The sequence below is a fragment of the Parvibaculum sp. genome, assembly GCF_039680535.1.
Classification (GTDB): domain Bacteria; phylum Pseudomonadota; class Alphaproteobacteria; order Parvibaculales; family Parvibaculaceae; genus Parvibaculum.
This window is the reverse complement of the sequence record NZ_JBDKSS010000013.1, coordinates 344,791-364,968: the sequence shown is the minus strand read 5'-3', so window position 1 is coordinate 364,968 and position 20,178 is coordinate 344,791. Positions and strand designations below refer to the sequence as shown.

The 20,178-nt window shown below is 60.2% G+C and carries 16 protein-coding genes; 5 read left to right on the top strand and 11 right to left on the bottom strand.

Going from position 1 to position 20,178, the window contains the following annotated elements:
• Positions 1–75: 75 nt before the first annotated feature.
• Complete coding sequence (locus ABFC66_RS08755; protein ID WP_346740567.1) at positions 76–1,665, bottom strand: hypothetical protein; 1,590 nt, start codon at positions 1,663–1,665, stop codon at positions 76–78.
• Positions 1,666–1,743: 78 nt separating this feature from the next.
• Positions 1,744–2,715, bottom strand: coding sequence for an NAD-dependent epimerase/dehydratase family protein (locus tag ABFC66_RS08750; protein ID WP_346740566.1), 972 nt, complete (start codon positions 2,713–2,715; stop codon positions 1,744–1,746).
• 237 nt (positions 2,716–2,952) lie between these two features.
• On the opposite strand from ABFC66_RS08750, the gene ABFC66_RS08745 reads away from it, so the two are divergent.
• A complete protein-coding gene (locus ABFC66_RS08745; protein ID WP_346740565.1) occupies positions 2,953–4,257 on the top strand; it encodes a UDP-glucose/GDP-mannose dehydrogenase family protein in 1,305 nt (434 codons plus the stop codon).
• 3 nt (positions 4,258–4,260) lie between these two features.
• Positions 4,261–5,421 carry an acyltransferase gene (locus ABFC66_RS08740; RefSeq protein ID WP_346740564.1) on the top strand — a complete coding sequence of 387 codons (1,161 nt, stop codon included), beginning with the start codon at positions 4,261–4,263 and terminating at the stop codon, positions 5,419–5,421.
• A 191-nt stretch (positions 5,422–5,612) separates the two neighbouring features.
• Here the strand turns inward: ABFC66_RS08740 and ABFC66_RS08735 are convergent, their stop codons facing one another.
• The 7 genes from ABFC66_RS08735 to ABFC66_RS08705 all read right to left on the bottom strand — a co-directional run bounded on the left by ABFC66_RS08735 (position 5,613) and on the right by ABFC66_RS08705 (position 13,931).
• Positions 5,613–7,166, bottom strand: a complete 1,554-nt coding sequence (locus tag ABFC66_RS08735) for a hypothetical protein (protein WP_346740563.1) — start codon at positions 7,164–7,166, stop codon at positions 5,613–5,615.
• The gene (locus ABFC66_RS08730) at positions 7,166–8,266 is read right to left on the bottom strand and encodes a glycosyltransferase (protein ID WP_346740562.1); all 1,101 of its coding nucleotides are present in this window, start codon (positions 8,264–8,266) and stop codon (positions 7,166–7,168) included. The genes ABFC66_RS08735 and ABFC66_RS08730 overlap by 1 nt, the downstream gene beginning before the upstream one ends.
• Before the next feature lie 6 nt (positions 8,267–8,272).
• Entirely contained in the window at positions 8,273–9,523 is a 1,251-nt protein-coding gene (locus tag ABFC66_RS08725) for a hypothetical protein (RefSeq protein WP_346740561.1), read from the bottom strand.
• Positions 9,523–10,473: a class I SAM-dependent methyltransferase gene (locus ABFC66_RS08720; protein WP_346740560.1), complete on the bottom strand. Its 951-nt coding sequence runs from the start codon at positions 10,471–10,473 to the stop codon at positions 9,523–9,525. The genes ABFC66_RS08725 and ABFC66_RS08720 overlap by 1 nt, the downstream gene beginning before the upstream one ends.
• Positions 10,474–10,507: 34 nt before the next feature.
• Positions 10,508–11,476: a glycosyltransferase gene (locus ABFC66_RS08715; protein WP_346740559.1), complete on the bottom strand. Its 969-nt coding sequence runs from the start codon at positions 11,474–11,476 to the stop codon at positions 10,508–10,510.
• Between the two features lie 2 nt (positions 11,477–11,478).
• On the bottom strand, positions 11,479–12,681 hold the full coding sequence (locus ABFC66_RS08710; protein ID WP_346740558.1) for an O-antigen ligase family protein: 1,203 nt from the start codon (positions 12,679–12,681) through the stop codon (positions 11,479–11,481).
• Positions 12,682–12,746: 65 nt separating this feature from the next.
• A complete protein-coding gene (locus ABFC66_RS08705) occupies positions 12,747–13,931 on the bottom strand; it encodes a glycosyltransferase (protein ID WP_346740557.1) in 1,185 nt (394 codons plus the stop codon).
• Between the two features lie 179 nt (positions 13,932–14,110).
• On the opposite strand from ABFC66_RS08705, the gene ABFC66_RS08700 reads away from it, so the two are divergent.
• The 3 genes from ABFC66_RS08700 (at position 14,111) to ABFC66_RS08690 (ending at position 17,888) form a co-directional block, all read left to right on the top strand.
• Positions 14,111–15,247 carry a glycosyltransferase family 4 protein gene (locus tag ABFC66_RS08700; RefSeq protein ID WP_346740556.1) on the top strand — a complete coding sequence of 379 codons (1,137 nt, stop codon included), beginning with the start codon at positions 14,111–14,113 and terminating at the stop codon, positions 15,245–15,247.
• 253 nt (positions 15,248–15,500) lie between these two features.
• The gene (locus ABFC66_RS08695; protein WP_346740555.1) at positions 15,501–16,193 is read left to right on the top strand and encodes a class I SAM-dependent methyltransferase; all 693 of its coding nucleotides are present in this window, start codon (positions 15,501–15,503) and stop codon (positions 16,191–16,193) included.
• A 165-nt stretch (positions 16,194–16,358) separates the two neighbouring features.
• Positions 16,359–17,888, top strand: a complete 1,530-nt coding sequence (locus ABFC66_RS08690; RefSeq protein ID WP_346740554.1) for a lipopolysaccharide biosynthesis protein — start codon at positions 16,359–16,361, stop codon at positions 17,886–17,888.
• A 20-nt stretch (positions 17,889–17,908) separates the two neighbouring features.
• On the opposite strand, the gene ABFC66_RS08685 is transcribed toward ABFC66_RS08690, so the two are convergent.
• Positions 17,909–19,132, bottom strand: a complete 1,224-nt coding sequence (locus tag ABFC66_RS08685; protein ID WP_346740553.1) for a glycosyltransferase family 4 protein — start codon at positions 19,130–19,132, stop codon at positions 17,909–17,911.
• A gap of 151 nt (positions 19,133–19,283) precedes the next feature.
• On the bottom strand, positions 19,284–20,033 hold the full coding sequence (locus tag ABFC66_RS08680) for a hypothetical protein (RefSeq protein ID WP_346740552.1): 750 nt from the start codon (positions 20,031–20,033) through the stop codon (positions 19,284–19,286).
• Positions 20,034–20,178: the final 145 nt, after the last annotated feature.

Here is a 20,178-nt window from a genome sequence, read left to right as displayed (position 1 = left end):
CAATATCCCTTCAGGGGGCGAAGTTCGGTCGGGCGCCCCATCCGACACATAACACATGGATTGCATTTTCGTCTGTCAGGCAGGGTTGAACAATGGGCTGCCGCTTCGGACAAGGTTCGGATCCCCGCCGAGCATCGCGATCAGCGTCGGGACCACGTCGAAGGAACTGGCGGTTCCATTCGCCCCCCTCGGAACGCCTGGCCCCGCACCGAAAAGAAAGCCCCAATCGCCCGAATGGCCTCCCGTCCGGCGCCAGGGCAGCGGGCCGACGGTTCCGAGGCCAGGATGCTGGAGCCCCACCAGATTCGGTTCAAAGAGCACATAGAGGTCGGCCTCGTAGGGTCCGATTTCCTGCGCTGCTTTTGCCGGTCTGTAGGTCTCACGAATGGCCGCCCCCCCGGTCAACGGATTGCGGCATTCCGAGAGAAGCGCTTCGAGCTCCGCCAGAAGCGCTTCATAATGCGATGCGGGCACGCGGCCCTGCGCCTCCCTGCCTTCGAGATTGATGCGAATCTGGCCGTCATAGAATGCAGGAAGAGCGAATGCATCCATGCGCGGCCAGAAGGGCCGATAGCGCGTCGCCGGCATCCAGCCAATGCGGCCGGGCGCGTGAAGCCGACGCAACGCTTCCATCCCGCCTCTCGGCCCAAGGCCCATTTTCGCAAGCGTCCTTCTGAACCCGCGCGGCGCATCCGGCGAAGGCACAAGCCTGCGAAGGAGCTGCTCCCATGTCTCGTCTTCGCGCAAGAGCGGCGTCCCGTCCGGGAGCCGCTCCTCGGGAATGAACGCCCGCATCCATGGCTTGCCAAAGGCACGGCGATAGAGAAGCTCCGGCAGCAGCGCCATGGCCGGCACGTCGGCCTCGTTCGCGCCCATGCCATGCATGGAAAAGGCAAGCAGGGCCGCGTCGGGAAACGCGTCGGCGAGGCTCCCGACCAATCGGTCAAGCGCTTCATATATCGCGATGAGGCCATCCCGCGCCGCCGTGGCGGAGGGATGGGCATGGAGAGGATGAGCCGGATCGACCCCGTGCCAGAGCGGCTCCGCGCCAGAATGCGCTTCCGAGGGAACGATGATCGCGAGGTTCCAGTCGGGCAAGCGCTCGCCAAGGAGCCAGAGTGCGATCTCCTTGCGCTTTTCGACGGCGGCGACCAGCCCCGCGCTCAACGCCTCGGTCTTCGCGACCGAAGGCCAGCAAAAGCCATAGATGAAGTCCGCAGCCGGATACGGACCGAAACGCGCTTCGATCTCCTCCGCAAGGCCGGGGGGATTGGCATGGGTCGGAACGCCGGGGTCATGCGCGCCCCAATTCGCCAGTCCCATCACCTTCCCGTCCCTCGGGAGATGGCAATAGGGAAGGTCGAACGCGACGACCGGCTGATCGAGCAGCGGCAGAAAAGAAGGCGCCCGCCCCTCATCCTGGAACACATCGCAGGCATCGGCATCGAAGCGGACCGCCGACCAGCGCCCGCCATCCGACGGCGCGAGACCGCTCGCCACATGCTCCCAGGCAAGGCCCGAAAGCTTGTCGCGCCCATGATCGAGCAGGAATGAAGCTCCGTCCGCGCGCAGGCGTTGCAGGTTTGGCAGACGGCCTTGCGACATGAGGCGTTCTCCCAGCCCTATGTCGAAGCCGTCCAGACCAATCGCCAGAACACGCCTCATCCCCGCCCCTCATGCACACCGGCCCCCGCCGGATTGCAGAGAGTTTAGGGTTTGTACGGCTGTGAAACCAGCAACGTCTCAGATGTCGAAGTAGTCGCGATACCAGGCAACGAAGCTGGTCAGCCCCGATTGAAGCGAGGTGCTCGGCTTGAAGGAGAAGTCGCGTTCGAGCGCGGAAATATCGGCATAGGTCCGAACCACATCGCCCGGCTGCATGGGCGACAGGACGCGCACCGCCTTCACGCCGATGATCTCTTCGAGAATGTCGATGAACCGCGACAGGTTTTCGGGGCTGTTGTTACCGATATTGTAGATCCTGTGCGGAACGCCGTCGCCGGAGGGCGGACGATCCAGCACCGCCACGGTTCCCTTTACAATATCGTCGACATAGGTGAAGTCGCGCCACATCTCGCCATGATTGAATACCTCGATGGATTTTCCCTCGAGGATTGCCTTGGTAAATTTCCAATAGGCCATATCGGGCCGGCCCCATGGTCCGTATACGGTGAAATAGCGCAGGCCCGTCTGCGGTATGCCGAAGAGATGCGCATAGGCGTGCCCCATCAGCTCATCGGCCTTCTTCGTCGCGGCATAGAGCGAAACAGGCGTATCGACGGGGTCGCTTTCATGGAAAGGAACCTTGTCGTTTCCGCCATAGACGGAGCTCGATGACGCATAAACAAGATGCTCGAGAGATTTGAGATGGCGGCAGAGTTCGAGGATCTCGAGCTGTCCCGCGACGTTCGAACGGATATAGGCGCGGGGATTCTCAAGCGAATAGCGCACCCCGGCCTGAGCGGCGAGATGCACCACCTTGACGATGTTTCGCCCGCCGACCGCCTCCGCGAGAGCGGCGGCATCCGCAATGTCGCCCTTGAGAAAGGTAAACCCCTTCGAGCCGACGAGCCATTCGAGCCGGGCATCCTTGAGCTTCGGGTCGTAATAGGCGTTGAGATCATCGATCCCGACGACTTCCTCGCCACGGTCGAGAAGGTGCCGGCACACATGGCTCCCGATGAAACCGGCGGCTCCAGTGACCAAGATCGTCATGCTTCCCTCAAAGGCTCATCATCGTCGACCGGGTGCGCCTCGATGCATCGGTCCAACCGGGGTGAAATGGTCGCCCGACAGGTCCACTACGGTGGCGACAGCGTTTTCTACATTCGCCTGACAGCAAAGACATGGCAATATGCCGGCCGGCGGCGGCGCCCCTGAATTTGGTCCAGCGATGGACCGAAAGCAGGAAGCGCTGCCGCCGGAGCGGAAGATGAAAGGACGAGACACGTTATGAAAGTCGCGATGATCGGGGCCGGATATGTCGGGCTGGTTTCAGGTGCATGTTTTGCCGATTTCGGTCATCAGGTCGTGTGCATCGACACCAATACCGCCAAGATCGAGGCCCTGAACCGGGGTGAGATCCCGATCTATGAGCCCGGGCTCGACGTGCTGGTCAATGGCAACCGTTTCGCAGGCCGCCTTTCCTTCACCACCGATATTGCCGAAGGTGTCGCGGGCGCCGATGCCGTGTTCATCGCCGTGGGCACGCCGACGCGGCGAGGCGATGGCCATGCGGACCTCTCCTACGTCTATGCGGCTGCCGAGGATATCGCCCGGGCGATGACGGGCTATACAGTCATCGTCACAAAATCGACCGTGCCGGTCGGAACGGCCGACGAGGTCGAGCGCATCGTCCGCCGCGTCCGGCCCGACGGCGATTTCTCCGTCGCCTCCAATCCCGAATTCCTGCGCGAAGGCGCGGCAATCGACGACTTCAAGCGTCCGGACCGCGTCGTGGTCGGCGCAGAGGACGAGCGCGCGCGGGAGGTGATGCGCAAGCTCTATCGGCCGCTCTATCTGAATGAGACGCCCCTTCTCTTCACGAACCGCCGCACCTCCGAATTGATCAAATATGCGGCCAACGCCTTCCTCGCGACCAAGATCACCTTCATCAACGAAATCGCCGATCTTTGCGAGAAGACAGGGGCGAACGTGCAGGACGTGTCGCGCGGCATCGGCCTTGACGGCCGCATCGGCAAGAAGTTCCTCCATGCGGGCCCCGGTTATGGCGGCTCCTGCTTCCCGAAAGACACGCTGGCGCTTGTTCGCACTGCGCAGCAGTTCGGCGCGCCGATCCACATCGTGGAAACGGTCGTCGAGGTCAACACCAAGCGCAAGCTGAAGATGGTCGACAAGGTGATTGAGGCCTGCGGCGGTTCGGTCGACGGAAAGACCATCGCCGTGCTCGGCCTGACGTTCAAGCCGGAGACAGACGACATGCGCGATGCGCCGTCGCTCGACATCGTGCCTGGCCTCATCGCCAGAGGTGCGAGGATCCGTGCGCATGATCCGCAAGGCATGAAGGAGGCAAAGCATCTCCTGCCCGAGTCCATTACCTATTGCGACGGCCCCTATGACGCGGGGAAAGGCGCCGATGCCGTGGTCATCATCACCGAATGGAACGCCTATCGCGCCCTCGACCTGCCGCGCCTGAAGCAGGCCCTCAAGGCGCCGGTCCTGATCGACCTGCGCAACATCTACGAACCCGCCGAAGTGGCACGACAGGGTTTCACATATGTGAGCGTGGGGCGCTGATCGATGAACAGGTTTGCAGTACTCGATGGATGGCGCGGAATTTGCGCCATTCTTGTAGCGCTGTTTCACCTTTCCGCGGCGAGCCACATTTTCTACTTTCCACCAATCCGAAATGCTGGAGCATTTGTCGACTTCTTCTTTGTTCTCAGCGGCTTCGTGTTGGCGCACGCATATAACGATCGGGTCACAACGCCCGGCGACGCGGCTGACTTTCTTGTCCGTCGCGTAGGGCGTCTGTGGCCCCTTCATATCTTCATGCTAAGCCTCTTTGTCGGCCTTGAATGTGTGAAGTGGGGCACGATGGCGTTTCTGCACGTCACCGCAGGCGACGCGCCGTTTACAGGCCCGACGGAGCCATTCGCAATAGCCACCAATATTTTACTGGTTCACTCGCTTGGGCTTCATTCCACCTACACATGGAACGGCCCAAGCTGGAGCATCAGCACCGAACTCTGGGCAAACGTCGTTTTTGCCCTGACACTTGTGGCATTCCGGCGCCATCTCCTTCTTTGCTCGATACTCATCATTGCGCTGTCGATCGGCACTCTTGAGACATTCAACCATGGAAGCCTTGGCGCCACTTATGACTACGGCATATTCAAATGCCTCTACGGCTTCTTTGCCGGCGTGATCACGTACGCACTCCATGAAAAACTCCACAAAGGTGACATACCGCTATCCAGCCTCGTAGAAATCGCGACACTCATCGGGATCGGCGCTTACGTCTCCTGTTTGCATCTCATGGTCACCGATATGTTCACGCCGGTTGTCTTCGGCTTCTCGGTCTTCCTGTTTGCCCGAGAGAGAGGTTCCGTCTCCCGGCTTATGAAGACAAAGCCCTTTCACTACCTCGGACAGTGGTCATTTTCGATTTACCTGGTGCATGCTTTTGTTCTGGCCATCATTGGTGGGACGAGCCGCGTCCTGCAGCAATTGCTCCACATCAACCTCATGATTCCGACGGCATATCAGAGCCACAAGTTTGAAATGCTGACGCTTGGAAATGCGTGGATGATGGACCTATTCACCATCGCCTACCTGGCGCTCGTCGTCTCCATATCGGCCCTCACTTACCGCTACGTGGAGGAGCCAGGGCGCGCGTATTTCAACGGCCTGGCCAAGCGGCGCGTCGCACGGAGACAGCCGCAAACGAATATGAGATGAGCCGCCGATCCGGTCTGATGCCGCCTCTGATATCTTGATCGTCGCGGGCTTATCTCGGATTGAAGTCAGAATATTCCGCACCGCGCCGGCTATAATGATGGCGCCGGTCCAGATTGAACAGCACAACCTCTACAAGCCCGCGAAAGCCGCGCGACAGGGCTTCACATATGTGAGCGTGGGGCGATATCGGCCTATTGCGCGAGACCGGACCGCTTCACCTTTTCCAACACGTCTTTTCGCAGATAAAACCTTGTGCCACCAACGACCAGCGGCTCATAGCTCTCTGCGAACGGGCGGGTTTCATAAATCTTCGAATCCGTCGCCCAGACCTCGTGCACTTCGATGACATCCGGCCGCTCATCCTGCAACACCGAAGGCAATGCGCCATAACCTCCGCGGGCCAATGTACGATTGGTCAGCATGGCTATGTCGACCACGCGAATATTCGAGCAGCAAAGACCTACGCCGCCTACATCAGGCGTCATGTAGACGATCACCGGCTTGTCCAGTACCTGCCGGATGTCTTCGACTTTCAAGCCGACATCCCGGAAAGTCGCCGGCGTAACGAGCGATCTCCCGGCCTCAAAATATGCGCTGCCGGTCGCCTCATAAAACATCTCGGAAAAATGGATTCTCGCGCTGTTCCACCAGGAAAGGCCGATCGTCACGATGAACAGCGAAATGGCAATGCGCCTCCTGCTATCGGCAAAAAGCCCCATCCGAAGCAAGACCTGAACGATCAGCAGCAGCGCAAAAGGCAACGCAAAAAACTGCATCCTGCCGGCATAGCCCCAGTTCTTGCTGCTTACGAACGAAAAAATTTCCGCAGCAATGACGGGCATCAGCAACAGGTCGACATGGCCTGCCTTCCAGTCCGCAGGCCATGTCAGACGACGCTGGCGCTTCCATTGAATAGCCGCTCCGACGCCCGTCGCCAGAAGCAACGGAAATACGAGCCTCGGCAATTCAAACGCCGCTTCTATTCGCCGCGTAAAGCCTCGCAGACCATGCACGCTATAGGGCTCATGCATCTTTGCCCAAATGGTGTTGGGCAGGATGTCTGAGAACATGATCCACCTGAGGCCCGCCAGGCCCAGAAATACCGCCCCACCAAGGGCCGCCCACAGAAGCATTTCGATGCGCCTGCCGCGAAACCACAGGGGAAGCAGCAGGAAGGCAAGATAGAAGATCGCCTCGAACCGCGTCGTCACAAACAGGATGAGAGCAAGTATCGCCAAGGCGCGATGCGGCACGAAATAAGTCGCATGAACGAGTGCGAGCGCGGAGGCCGCGAGCAGGGTCATCTCCATGCCGTTGGCGGTTTCCGCAATGGTGGCGCCGGATATTGCGAAGCAGACCAGCGTCACCCCCTCCGCAAGTGGTGGAAAGGCAAGCGCACGACACAGCTTGCTCAGAAAGAACAGAGAGACCGTCACAAAGGCAGCTGCGAATAGCTGGCTGATTGCGATCGCCTGCTCAAATCCCGGCCGGAACAGGGCGGCAAGGGCATTAAGAAGGAACCACGAAATCGACGAAAATCCCTCGACCTGCTCTGAAGAGGCGGTCAGCGCGATGCGGCCTGTTTCGGCAAAGGTCTTTGAAAACGCAAGGGTGATGGCGCCATCGTCCCAGGCGTGAATGCCGATGAACCGAAGCACCAGAAACACCGACGCTACCTGCGCGATTATCGCAAGGGCAATGCCTTCGCTACGGCGACCGGAAAGCAAAAAGCTGGAAGAATCCATCACGCCTCCCCAAGAACACTGCCCCCGCAGCTCGCGATTGCTTCAGCCGAATAATCGCGACGCATGTCGACGCGGCCACGCTCACCCAAACGCCGCCTGAGGGCCTTATCGGCAACAAGCTGCCGGATCGCCGACACGAGCAAGGACGATTCGACGGCTGGCAGCTTTAGCATATTCAATCCATCGACGCCGTAATCTCGAATTCCGCCCACATTGGTAGCAATGACCGGCAGACCGACAGACAGGGCCTCCGCGACCACGATGCAGAAGCCCTCCGTGTCGCTCATATTGACAAAGACATCGCAGCCGGCGGCCTGCGCCAGCCAGTCGCCCCTATAGCCGCGAAGCCGGACCGCTTCCGCCAACCCTTCGGCGTCGATCTTCCGCGCCAGTGCAGCTTCCTCCGGTCCGTCGCCGAAGATATCGAGCCGAGTGTCCATCCCCTCGCCTCTCAAGCGCGATACCGCGTCGATAAGCACGTCGAAATTCTTCCGGTCGACGAGACGACCGGCGCCCGCGATCCGGATCGGACCGGCGATTTCGTAATCGGTCTTTTCCACTTTTGCGTCGGCCTGAAAGAGCGGCACCACTGTCTCCCGCCGGCGACGCGGAATGAAGTAGCGGCGCGTCTCGCGCAGCGTCTCCTGACAATCGGCCCAGATTTCATCCACCCGAAAGGAGAGCAGCCAGAGGAGATAGCGGTAGATGCGCTCCGCCCGCCGCGCCCTGTACCGCGCTATGTGCTCGAACGAGATGCAGCGGATGCCAGGGAACGCACAGAGCACCGCCCGCCCGACAACATTTGCCTGCTTCAGGGAAAGCACCACCAGGTCGGGCCTCTGCCGTCGCAGCGCTTGCCACAAGGCAATCGCCCCGCGATAGCAGCCTCTGAGCGTGAGGACCTTGCCCGGCGTCACAATCTCGAGTCGGGAGGCCCCGAGCGCCGCTGCAATTTCCTCCGCCAGCGCACCGCGCCCATGACAGAAGCCCATCACTGCAAGTTCATGCCCGGCGAAGAACCCGTTGCGAATGAGCATGAGAAGTCCGTGCTCGGCGCCACCCGGATCAAAGCCATTAATCACATAAAGGATGCGCGCCATTGCCGTTCAGACCTGCGTCCCGTCAGTTCGCACCTTCAGTCTTGCACCCGCCTCCGCGGCGAAGACAAGTATGGCCGGCAGGGCCAGAACTTCATAGACGATCTTGAACCGCGTATCGGGAAAGGTCAGGAGAATAACGGGCGCGACGAAGAACATCGGCAGCAGCAACGGGAGATATGGACTTCGAAGCGCATATCGCGGCGCCATTGCGGCAAGGAACAAGGCAACCGCAAAGAGGAGATTGTAGAATATCTTGTAGACGATATAGGCGGCATCGACCGCGAGCCCGTGGCTTCTCAGCGATGCCACAACAACCTGTTTCCCATCTTTCGACAGATAGAAGTCGCCCGACAGGTTCGGCACCTTCTCGAAGTTGAACAGCCAATTCTCGAGCTTGATGGCCGAGATGTAGATAAAGCGCTGCGGATTTTCGGCGATGAAGGAAAGGCCGAGGCTGCGATATTTCTCATCGAGCTGCTTCTCATTCGCCAGCGTACGCGGCATCCCGAAAAGCGCATTGGGATCGCCATGCCCTTCACGCTCGAAGAATTTATCAATGTCATAACGCGGATGGGCGACCGAATAGAGCGGGTGCTGGCCGAGAAAGACATTATATCCGCCGTTCAGCGACGGCGACACGCTGCCGTACTGGGCAAAATTGAACATGATGACGATTGCATAAAGAGCCGGAAAGAGAGCCCAGATGGCGCGCCGCTCCTGAAAATACATGAGCAGCGCCAGTCCGGCGAAAACGAAGATGTCCGTCGAACGAACGACCGACGCAAGCACGGCGAGCAAGCTGTAAGCCACGAGCCTTCGCGCGATGAGGCATCTAAGCGCCGCCGTGAGAAGCGCGAATTGCAGCACCGTGTCCTGAGAGGATTTCAGGAGCCAGAAAAAATAGGGATTAAGCAGAATAGCCAGAAGCGCCATCCTGCCAACGAACCTGTTCTCAATCCGCCAGCAAATCTGCGCGTAGAGAAAGAGCCCAATGTTGAAATAAAAAAAGAGCGGCCAGACGGCATTCAGGCCCAGTATGTGAAATGGGAAGAAGAGCAGCGCCGGACCGATAGGGTAGAAGTTGCTCTGAGGCAACGAGAACGCGGCAAGCTCCGCCGCTTTCGACGTCCATGCGGCGAGCCCGACAGGCCGCGAATTGAGGCCGAGCACTGCGACAAGGAATCCATTGGCGATGAGGAATACCGACGCCTCAAGCCAATATCGCCTGGCTAAATCCGCAATTCGCTCGCCCCCCATCAACGCTGCGCTCCCCGGTACTCGGCAATGACTTCCCCCACCGCCAGAGCATGAGAGCCCTTGCGGCCCAGAAAATAGGCTCCGTTCGCACCATCGACCCTATGTGCTTCCGGAATGAGCCGGTCGAGCAGCGCGAAGACACCGAACGGAATGCTCGCCACATCCGCGACAGCCTTGCTGCGTGTCAGTCCGCGCAGGAAATATTTCACCGACCAGTAGAGCGACAAGCCCGGCCCGCCGAGAGCGCCGCGCTCCAGCGTCTCGAAATTCCGCCAGAGCCATCGGTGCCCCAGCTCGGTAAACCGCGTGAAATCATAGGCACCCTCATGCACCTGCTGCATGAAGGGTGTCTCGGCATATACGAGGCCGCCGGGCTTCAACACTCGATCGACTTCGGCCACAACCTGCCGCGGATCAAGCACATGTTCGAGCACCGCCTGGATGCACACGGCGTCGACGCTATGGCTTGCGAGGGGGATCTTATGCGCGTCGGCAACAAAATTGGTGAGTGCCGATGGATAGACGTCGAACGCAATCTGCCTGATGGCGGCGTCGGAATAGAGGATATCCGTGCCCATCCCCTTGGTGGCCGCGCCGACCATGAGCACCACCGGCCGCTCCGCCAATGCGGATTCAAGAAGATCGCGAAGCCGGGCGAAATTACGCGAACTGACACCCGCCGTTCCGAAAAGCCGCCCCTTTATGATCCGCGACACCTTTCTTCGCGTGCCGATCAACGAATAGCTCTCCTGCACCTTCGCGAACCATTCAGGCCTCACGACGCTATCGGAGAAATCCACGAGAACGGGCTGCCCCTGCACAACCGGGAACGCCTCGTCATTTGCCGCCGCAGCCGTCACAGAACCATGCGCGCATTGGAGTTCGACAGGCTCCTCGGGCGAGCCCGGCTTGCGCAGCAGATGTTCGATTTCGGCAAGTGAAGCAAGCATGGGCATCGCCTACTGGAAGTGAGGTCCCGCGAATCTAGAGCGCGGATTCAGGCTTGGACGAAATACGACGGAAATGAAATACCGCTTTCGCAGCAAGGCGAAGGAAGCCACTCAGGCGGCGGGGCACAAGCGCAAGCACGAGATAGACATATGGACGCCAGAAAAGCGGATCGAGACGGATCGCCTTGATGAGCAACGTAATTGCCTTCCGCTTCTCCCCGTGCTGCGCGCAGTCGTTTCCGGTCCGCGCGTAACGCCGCGCCATACGGCGGTCAGCTAACGGGGCCAGCCGGGGATTGCGCGCGACGAAGCGTTCCGTCATACGCGCCGCTACGGGCAACAGGGTGTCCAGACGCCGGGTGAGATTGGAGCTGTGGCGTCTCTTGAAGCAGAGAGCACCCGGCACGTGCCTGAACTTCCATCTCTCTGCGAGGCGCAGGAACATTTCCGTATCTTCGCCGAGACGAATGTCCTCGTCGAAAAGCCCGACCTCGTCGAGAGCCGCGCGTCTCAGAACGACGGCAGACGGCACGATCGGCCCATCATGAACGAAGTACTCCGCAAGCATGTCAGGAGTCGTCTCGCTGAAGCGCCGCACCGCAATGGGCTGCGCATCAGAAAGATCGGCCCGAGTGAAGTCGACATAATCGCTGTAGACAAGCCCTATCCTCTCGTCGAGATCGAAGGCCGGGCACTGGCGCGCAAGCTTATCCGGCGCCCAGAAATCGTCACCATCCAGAATGGCAATCAGATCGCCGCGCGTTTCGCGGATGGCGCGATTGCGCGCGGCCGGCAGCCCAACCCCGGAGAGCGTAACAATCCTGAGTTCCGGAATTTCGGTGGCGAGCTTCTTCAGCAGCGCTGCCGAGCCATCTGTCGACCCATCGTCGACGACGAGGATCTCGTCGATGTCGCCGCGCGCCGTCTGCGCGACGACGCTACGGATTGCCTGCTCTACGAAGCGCTCCTCATTGTGACAGGTCATGATGACGGAGATATGCATCTTCACTCCGCAGCAAGCGGCTCGGCGCCTACGCGCCGCACGCCCTCTTGTCGTGCACCTGACGGCACCGCCATCTTGACCGGACGCTGACGCAGCGCCGCAAACGCGAGATCAGGCATGAATGTGACAATAGTCAGGACCGCGAAAGATGGCGTCCCCGAGGCGTCAAACGCGAGATACATGAATGGTGCCGTGAACAGCACAAAAGGCATCACGTATTCCTGCGCCTTCGTGATCCGGCCAACGGATCGGAGATGGCGCAAGCAACGACGCAACCTCACCCAGGAAAAAATCAGGATCGCCGCATAAAGAACAAGGCCGACAATGCCATTCTCCGTAGCAACGCGCAGGAACTCGTTGTGGATGCCGAGCCGCATATAGGCGGGCAGATAGGAATATTGCTTCTGTACCCTCTCAAAATAGCCATTGGTGCCAATGCCTATGACGGGCGACTCTCTGAAGTAGCTGTTCGCCACATTGAAAGAGAATGTCCGTTGGGCATTGCTGAGCGATTCCGGCGTCACACCGCGGGCTACCAGCGCCGCGGAGGCGCCAGCCTCGATCGGATTGAACAGGGTGCGAAGCTGGCGCGTAAAATCCTGCGCCGCAAACAGGTTGATAATCACGACGAGGCCCATCACACCGAGCCCAACCACCGGAAGCGCGGCAAGAACGCGTCCGCGCGCAAGAAACATCGCGGTCAGAATGAGGTAGATGATCAGCGCCTTGCGCTCTGTGGAAAGGACAATGATGACCAGAAGTCCTGCCCAAAGGAGCCAGTACAGACGGCGCTGCGCCGGAGCCGCAAAGAGAAGAAGACATCCAAGCGCCATCGGCAAATAGCCGAAGACCGCCTTTGGATTGTTGAGGTGCTTCCAGCCCACCCCGTAACCATGAGAGACGTGCCAGATGATGTTGTAGGCAAGAACGAAAGCAAGACCGGCGATCATGACCCTGCCCGCAATCCGATAATCTATGCGCTCGACACTGAGCATGATCGTCGCTGCAAAGCCGGTCATCAACGTGATCTGCAATGCCTCCCGAATGCCATTTCCCGCGCCGAGCGTGAGCGCGGAGAGCACATGCCACACAAAAAACGGCAGGAGAACGAACAATCCAAACGGGCGCGGCCGCAGGCCGGACAGCGGCGTTACCGCGACGGCGAGGGCCATAAGCACCACGACAGCATCGAACGGGCGCAGCACGACGATGCCCGTACCTATTTTGAGCGCCGTGAAAAGCGTGAGAAGACTGATGGGCAGAAGATAGGTCATGCCACATCTCCTGTCCTTTGCGCGTCGCGGCTCCCGCGCCCGCCCCGCGTCCTCCCCGACAGCAGCTTCCGGTATACCGCTTCCAGCTGCCCCGTCATGCGCTGGCCATCCCAATCGGAGAAATCAATGGATTGGCTCTGCGCCGCCATCCTCGCCCGCAAGTCACGATCGAGAATGAGCGCTTGCAGCCGGGTGGCAAATTCGTCGAATGCATCGGCGCTCACGACGTAGCCGTTGGATCCGTCGCGCAGGACGCGCTCGATACCCGGAAGCCGGGTTGCAACGATCGGCTTTCCCGCCAGCGCATACTGTATGAGAGCGCGCGGCAGCCCCTCGCGCTCGGAGGTGAAAACGCAGATGTCGCTGGCGGCGAGAACGGATTCGATATCGTCGCGGAATCCAAGAAATTGAACCTGGCTCTCGATGCCAGCCTCTCTCGCCGCAGCTTCGAGCCCGGCACGCTCCGGTCCTTCGCCCGCCAATATCAGTTCCACATGCGGATACATACGCAGAAGCGGGACGACGGCCTTCAACAGTTCCCGGTGGCGTTTGCGCCGCTCCAGCGCCGCTACATAGCAGATGCGGATGGGGCGTTCGCCGCCAGAACGGGCGGACGGAAAGTCGGCAGGCGACGCTCCGCGAAACCGGTCGACCTCCATGCCGCTTGCAATCACCCAGTGGCGCGCGGCCTCGCCAAGGCCATGCTGAAGACATTCCTCCCGCATACCCTCGCTGACATTGATGAAGGCATGCGTGACAGGCGCCACCAGCCTTTCGAGGCCGAGATAGAGCCGGCGCCTGACACCGCCTTCCGCATTGAAGGAGAGAATATGGACGCCGTGCACGATTGCCGCGCCCGGCGCCGCCAACGCCGCCATGCGTCCGATGACGCCGGCCTTGCTCGTATGGGTGTGAACGATATCGGGCCGCAACCGGCGCAGGTGAACCGACAACCGGGCCAGCGCCGCAAGATCCTTTGCCGGCGCAATCTCGCGAACGAGCGAGGGAACGCAGATCCTGCGCACCCGCGCATCGAGCTGAGCGATCATGCGGCCTGAGTTCTCGGCGCCATGGATCAGCGTCACATCATGCGCCTCCGCCTGCGCATTACACGTCAGCAGCGTGTTCTCGTCCGCACCGCCATTCACGAAACGGGTAATGATATGGACGATTTTGGGCATCGACGCCTGAACTGAGCCATTGGAGATATTCCTGACAATGATAAAGTGCGCCAGTTCGAGGCCGAAAGCCATAATGAACCCAAATGGGGGCTAATTTACCGGCGCCCGGCCTTGAGACGCGATCGCTTCCTCGCCTCCGCAATCACCTCACCGTTCCAATTCAATCCATGAGAGCTCCTTTGCGCGTATTGCTGGTCCTGCCCACCTATCTGCCGGAGACCTTCGGCGGTGCGGAACAGCAGACTCGCAAGCTCAGCGCGGCGCTTTCGGCACGCGGCGCGGAAGTCACCATCCTGACGCCTTGCATCGGCAAATTGACGCCTCGTCAGGAATCCGCCGGCGCCGTGCGCATTCATCGGCTCAGACAACCCCACCTCCCGAACCTTGGCGGGCGGTACATGCTGTCTTTCCTGACATGGACGCTCAGGTCGGCCGCGTGGATCGCCAGGCGCGGCGGAAGCTACGACGTCGTGCATGTCATTCATGGTCGCCTCCATGCCGTCGGCCCCTTGCTCGGCGCGGCGTTCGCGCGCAAGCCGTCACTGGTCAAGATCGGTCGCGGCGGCGGCCATTTCGATCTCGGCGTCGTGCGCAAGAAAAAGCTCATCGGTCCCTTGTGCGCCTGGCTCATCGAACGCCTGACGACGGGGTTCGTTGCCAATAGCAGGGAGATTGCCGAAGACCTGGAGGCTCGCGGCGTACCGCAGTCGAAGGTTCATCGCATCCCCAACGGCGTCGTGATGCCTCTGCCCGAGACAGCCCGGCGACGCAACGAAGCGGTTCGGCGCTTCGTTTATCTAGGACGGCTGGATTCGGAAAAGGCGCTCGACCTGATGATCGACGGCTTCGCAGAATTGCCGGGCGACGTGCCGGCAGAGCTTATCCTGGTCGGCGAAGGGGATTGCGGCCCGTCGCTCAAGGCGCAGGCGGCGCGGCGCGGCATCGAGGGCAGGATCAGGTTTGCAGGCAGGGTCGAAGACGTGGCCCCCTGCCTTGCCGAGGCGGATTTCTACGTCTCCACGTCGACGTCCGAAGGCATGTCGAATGCCCTGCTGGAAGCCATGAGCCATTCAGTGCCGCCGCTGACCTCGCATGTCAGCGGCGTAAGCGACATTGTCGAGGATGGCGTTACAGGCCTGCTTTTTGCTCCCGGAAACCGGCACGCATTTGTCGATCGGCTCCGCGAGGCGCTCGCCTTGTCGCGCGAAGAACGCGAAGCAATGGGCCGCGCCGCCGCGGAACGCGTAAGAATGCATTACGGCATGGACCATATCGCCGACCTGCACATGAAGCTCTATTCCGCGCTTGTGCGTTAATCACAAGCGCTGCGGCGCGATGCGGAGGCTGCATACGCAACATCCCAACACATCGCAATTTGGACACTACTGAACTTGAATCAGGCCTCTCGGGATCAATAATCGCCATGAAAGCGCATGCTCAACAGGGCGGAAGCTGTAGCGCGCGCCGATACGGGTAATGCATCGTCGCAATTTCCAGAGTTATAGTGGCTCGACTTGGCGAGTGCGGCATCGACGAGAGCCGTGACCGACGGAACGGAAAAGCCTGATCATGAAGGCGCAGGACCTCTATGTCGGTGAACGCGGGCAACGCTACCACCTTCTACGCGCCAAACGCCGCGCCGCCCCCATCCAGGAACGCCGCGCTGCTCTGTTCCGTGACGTCGTGAGGCCAGACGCGACCGTCCTCGACTTCGGCTGCGGAACCGGCGGCGTTCTGCGAGCTCTCAATGTAAAGCGACGGATTGGAATCGAGATCAACGAGGCGGCGGCGGCAGAAGCCGCGCGGTGTCTCGACGAAGTGCACGATACCCTTGGCAAGGTTGCGGATGCGGCCGTCGATACGGTCATCAGCTTTCATGCCCTTGAGCATGTTGACGCCCCCGCCGAGATCATTCACGAAATCTTCCGGGTTCTGCGTCCCGGCGGCATCGTAAAGATCTTCGTACCCTGCGAAATGCCATTCCTGCTTCCCTTGCATCGAAAATGGGCCGCAGAAGATATAGACATGCACCTGTTCAGCTGGACGCCGCTCACGCTCGGCAATCTGGTCCATGTCGGCGGGTTTCAGAACATCACGGCAGAGATGATCCCCTACTCCGAAGGCGGCAGGCCTGGCGGCTTCTTCGCACCAGGAACGAAGGGGCGATATTTGGCGTCACTCCTGAAAGCTCTTCGCACCGGACGTTTCCACACCCGCGTGACCGCCCAAAAGCCCTGTCTTGTATCCGCTGACTCTCCTTGACGCCATGTTATCGGAACGTGACATACTTCATTCCTGCCCCCTCACGGCCTCCGAGACGCCGAAGGGAAATGCAACACGTCTAATTCGTTGAAAGTCGGGCCGGATTGCGACGCGGCGAGATCGAGTCCCGACGCAATCCAGACGATCTCCGGGAAACTCGATCTGATGAGCCCGCCAGAACCGGAAGCAACCACGAACAGTCAGCCCGCGGCGACATCCCTCACGCATCGCACCATTGCGGGGATGTTGTGGATGTTTACAGGTACCGGCATTCAGGCGGTCCTGAAGATTGCCGTCCTCTCCATTCTGGCGCGCCTTCTCACTCCGGCCGACTTTGGCGTCGTCGGTGCAGCCATGATTATCGTCAGCTTCGTCGAGATATTCGGCCTGCTGGGCATATCGCCTGCGATTGTGCAGCGGCCGAACCTGACCGACACGCACATCAAGACTGGGCAAAGCGCGTCGATACTCCTCGGCGTCCTGATGGGCGCGATCCTGTTCCTGCTGGCCCCGATGGTGGCAGCACTCTTCCGCGTCGATGCGCTCGAACCCATTGTGCGACTGCTCTCCGTCATCTTCCCGCTGAAGGGTCTCGCCTCGGTCCCGGAAGCCCTCATGCAGCGGCACATGCGCTTCAGGGAAATGGCCGCGGTGAGCGTCGCAAGCTATCTGCTGGGCTATGCCGTCGTCTCGATTGCGCTGGCTCTCATGGGCTTTGGAGTGATGGCGCTTGTGATGGGTGTTATCGCCCAGGCTATCCTCACAAGGCTGAGCTACTTCTTTTTCATTCGCATCCCATGGGGGCTTTCATTCGATATGCTGGCGCTCAGGCAATTGCTCGCCTTCGGCGGCGGGCACACGCTGGCGGGTATCGGCAATTTCTTCGCGCTCAATCTCGACAATTTCATCGTCGGTCGCTGGCTCGGCGTGGAAGCGCTCGGCATATATTCGCGCGCCTATCAGTTTCTGATGCAACCGACCAACCTCATCGGCAGCACGATTGACCGCGTCCTTTTCTCGGCCATGGGTGAGGCGCAAGACGACAGCGCGCGCATCGACAGGGCCTACCGGCACGCCCTTGCCGTCATGGCGATGGTGACTCTTCCGCTCAGCGCCGCACTCATCGTCCTCGCGCCGGAAACAATACAGCTTCTCCTCGGCCCAAAATGGGCCGCCGTGATCGTTCCGTTCCAGATACTTGCGGCCTGCCTCGTATGCCGTACAGGCTACAAGCCCGCCGACGCGGTCGCGCGGGCAAAGGGCGTCGTCTATCGCGCGGCATTGCGGCAATGGCTTTATGCCGGCGAAATCGCGGTGGGGGCGTTCGTCGGTCACTACTGGGGCACCACAGGCGTCGCCTCCGGCGTTGCCGCGGCCATTACCGTTCAGTATCTCGTCATGCTTCACTTCGGACGCAGCCTGACGAACATCCGCCTGACCGAAGTGGCATCGATACACCTGCGGCACCTGGCGGTCGCGCTTCTCGTCGCCGCCGCCAGCATGGCCGCGAAACTTGGCCTGCTGGACCTGAACGCGCCTGCCTACGCCATCCTCGCAGGCGGAGCCACGGCAGCCGGCATCAGTTTTGCGCTGGCGTGGTGGATGTTGCCGCAGCTCTTCGGCCCTGAGGGCGCATGGCTTTCCGGCCAGCTCGAACATCTGAGGTCGCGCATCCTGAACCTCAGGAGCGTCTGACGCAGCGCATACCAGGGCGCTCAGACCGGCATGACAGCATCCAGAATAAGGCGTGCGCGCTGGTTCCAGGAATAACGGGCGGCAAGGTCCAGCAGCGCCTGCGTGGCAATGCGTCGGCGCAATTCGTCATTCGATCGGAGGGCGTTCAAGGTATCGGCCCATGCGCCGACGTCGTCCGGATCGCACAACATTGCGTTCTCACCATTGCGGAGCACTTCGCGCAGCACCGGTAGGTCAGAAGAAAGAATGGGCTTTCCGGCGGCCATATATTCGAAAATCTTGAGTGGCGACATGCCCTCCGCAAGATTGACCTTGCCGCCGCCCACGCCCTTCACAACCCGCAGGTATGGCGCCACGACGACGTCCATGCCTGCCAGATAGCTTTTCGTCTGGAGATGGGAGACATGGCCGTGAAACACGACGTTGGGCGCAGATGTCAGCCGCGCTTTCCATTCTCCGAGATCAGGCTCGACGCCGCCAACGATGTGGAAGGTCGCCCAAGGGCATAGATGCGCCAGAGGCGCAATGATCTCCATGCCTTTGCCCGGATAGAGATGTCCGACATATCCAACCGTGAATTCGCCCTGCAGCCTCTGCGGTGCGCTCAATGGAGCCTCGTTCAGCGGATCGGCGCCGTCATGGGCGACCACGATCTTGCCGGCCACTTCAGGAAACTTGTCAACGTAATCATCCTTGAGCTTTTCACTGATGACGACGAGCGCCTTGAACCGCGGAGAGCGAAGAAGCCGACGCAGACGCCCCACTAGCAGGAAACGATGCGCCGTTGCCGGAACATGAAGCTCCAATGCCGTTGAGTAGCCGAGCCGTGCCGCCAGAGCGCATGCGGTGATGGACCTTGTATAAATGAGATCGGAGCTGCCTCCCGTCGAACGCAAGGCGGACCAGGCAAACATGAACTCCGCTCCCGGCAGGCGCGTGAGCGGAAACCTCTCAATGGCAAGTGGCGATGAGAGACCGTATAGCTCTTCTGTCTTCTGCATCCCGAAGTCGTTCGGCCCTTGCGAAGGCACGCCGAGCGTAACTTGTGCGCCGGCGTTTTCGAATGCCGCACACATCTTTGCGACCTGCACCGCGTTCGCCGCGGAACTCGGGAACGGCGCAGGATGCAGGTACAAAATTTTCATCCTGGACCCAGTAGAACACACCACTTTCAGGACCTTTGACTGACGGTCTCTCCTTGTTGATGCATCTGAGGCTACATCACAGGAGAGGTTTCTGGACATCGCAAAGCATCAATCTGGACAAGCTTCCGCGGCAGAGGCAAGGAGACACTGTTCCTATTTTAGACATCGATATTTTCAACACCGTCTCCAGGAAACAACTCCTGTTACTTCATCAGGCAACGGAGCGTATTGGCCGTGCAGCACCTGACGATCAGGCCAGCTTCCGAAGCAGAACACATGAGACTGAATATGGCCGGAAGAGCCATAAGTAGCGGTGGAAATGCGCCACCCAGACGGCGCGCCCTCGCCAGAACATGAAGAATTTCGCCGCGCTTCGAAGGAGATGGGCGGCCATGCCGAGAGCGCCAAGATCGCGGAGAAGGTCTTCGCCATAGGTCGTGTCTGTAACCACTTGCGACTGCTCCACCTCGAAGGCCGAAAACATTTCCGCAAGCTCTCCGGGCGAAGGCCTGAAGCCCGTATCGATCGGATCGAAATGAATCGGATATGAGCGCGGCACCGTTACGATCAGATAGCCCCCGGCAGGAACCAGTTCCGTCAGCACCGAAACCAGCCGCTCGGGATCTTTGACATGTTCGAACATGTTGCAGCAAAGAGCCGACCGAGGCTTGCGGCGCTCAATCTCTCCGAGTATGGCCGCATCGAAGATATCGCCCGCGATATCGACTCCTGCCTCACTCTTCAGATCGGAATGGATGACCTCCACACCACGCCTTTCCAGCGGCGCAAAAATGAACTCATGGATGTGCGGCTGGCCCTGGCGGCGAAACTCCTCCGTCGACGATCCGATATTCAAACAGGGCGAAAGCTGGTCGACAGGGAGTCCGTCGAGAATCCCGCCCACATATCGTGCCTCGTTCGGACGCATGACTCCTCCACAGAAGCGATCGGTCCCGGTCGAGCGCCCGCCCAGATCGCCACTCAGCTTGCTGCTCCCCATGCGCGCTTTCAAGTAGGCCCGGCCAACCGACTCGTTCAGCATGGAATTGAATTCGTCGCAGACCGTTCCATCGAATGCTTGCGGACCGTGTGAGTTCCTTTCAAAGTGGCGATGCGCGTCTTGGCGGCGGCCAACCGCGCTACGG

Excerpts from the sequence above, each read along its gene's own strand:
- ABFC66_RS08695 (WP_346740555.1), top strand. The coding sequence starts at position 15,501 with ATGAAGGCGCAGGACCTCTATGTCGGTGAACGCGGGCAACGCTACCAC.
- ABFC66_RS08740 (WP_346740564.1), top strand. The coding sequence starts at position 4,261 with ATGAACAGGTTTGCAGTACTCGATGGATGGCGCGGAATTTGCGCCATT.
- ABFC66_RS08715 (WP_346740559.1), bottom strand. The coding sequence starts at position 11,476 with ATGCATATCTCCGTCATCATGACCTGTCACAATGAGGAGCGCTTCGTA.
- ABFC66_RS08750 (WP_346740566.1), bottom strand. The coding sequence starts at position 2,715 with ATGACGATCTTGGTCACTGGAGCCGCCGGTTTCATCGGGAGCCATGTG.
- ABFC66_RS08755 (WP_346740567.1), bottom strand. The coding sequence starts at position 1,665 with ATGAGGCGTGTTCTGGCGATTGGTCTGGACGGCTTCGACATAGGGCTG.
- ABFC66_RS08705 (WP_346740557.1), bottom strand. The coding sequence starts at position 13,931 with ATGCCCAAAATCGTCCATATCATTACCCGTTTCGTGAATGGCGGTGCG.
- ABFC66_RS08685 (WP_346740553.1), bottom strand. The coding sequence starts at position 19,132 with ATGTCCAGAAACCTCTCCTGTGATGTAGCCTCAGATGCATCAACAAGG.
- ABFC66_RS08725 (WP_346740561.1), bottom strand. The coding sequence starts at position 9,523 with ATGGGGGGCGAGCGAATTGCGGATTTAGCCAGGCGATATTGGCTTGAG.
- ABFC66_RS08730 (WP_346740562.1), bottom strand. The coding sequence starts at position 8,266 with ATGGCGCGCATCCTTTATGTGATTAATGGCTTTGATCCGGGTGGCGCC.
- ABFC66_RS08745 (WP_346740565.1), top strand. The coding sequence starts at position 2,953 with ATGAAAGTCGCGATGATCGGGGCCGGATATGTCGGGCTGGTTTCAGGT.
- ABFC66_RS08690 (WP_346740554.1), top strand. The coding sequence starts at position 16,359 with ATGAGCCCGCCAGAACCGGAAGCAACCACGAACAGTCAGCCCGCGGCG.
- ABFC66_RS08720 (WP_346740560.1), bottom strand. The coding sequence starts at position 10,473 with ATGCTTGCTTCACTTGCCGAAATCGAACATCTGCTGCGCAAGCCGGGC.
- ABFC66_RS08680 (WP_346740552.1), bottom strand. The coding sequence starts at position 20,033 with ATGGGGAGCAGCAAGCTGAGTGGCGATCTGGGCGGGCGCTCGACCGGG.
- ABFC66_RS08735 (WP_346740563.1), bottom strand. The coding sequence starts at position 7,166 with ATGGATTCTTCCAGCTTTTTGCTTTCCGGTCGCCGTAGCGAAGGCATT.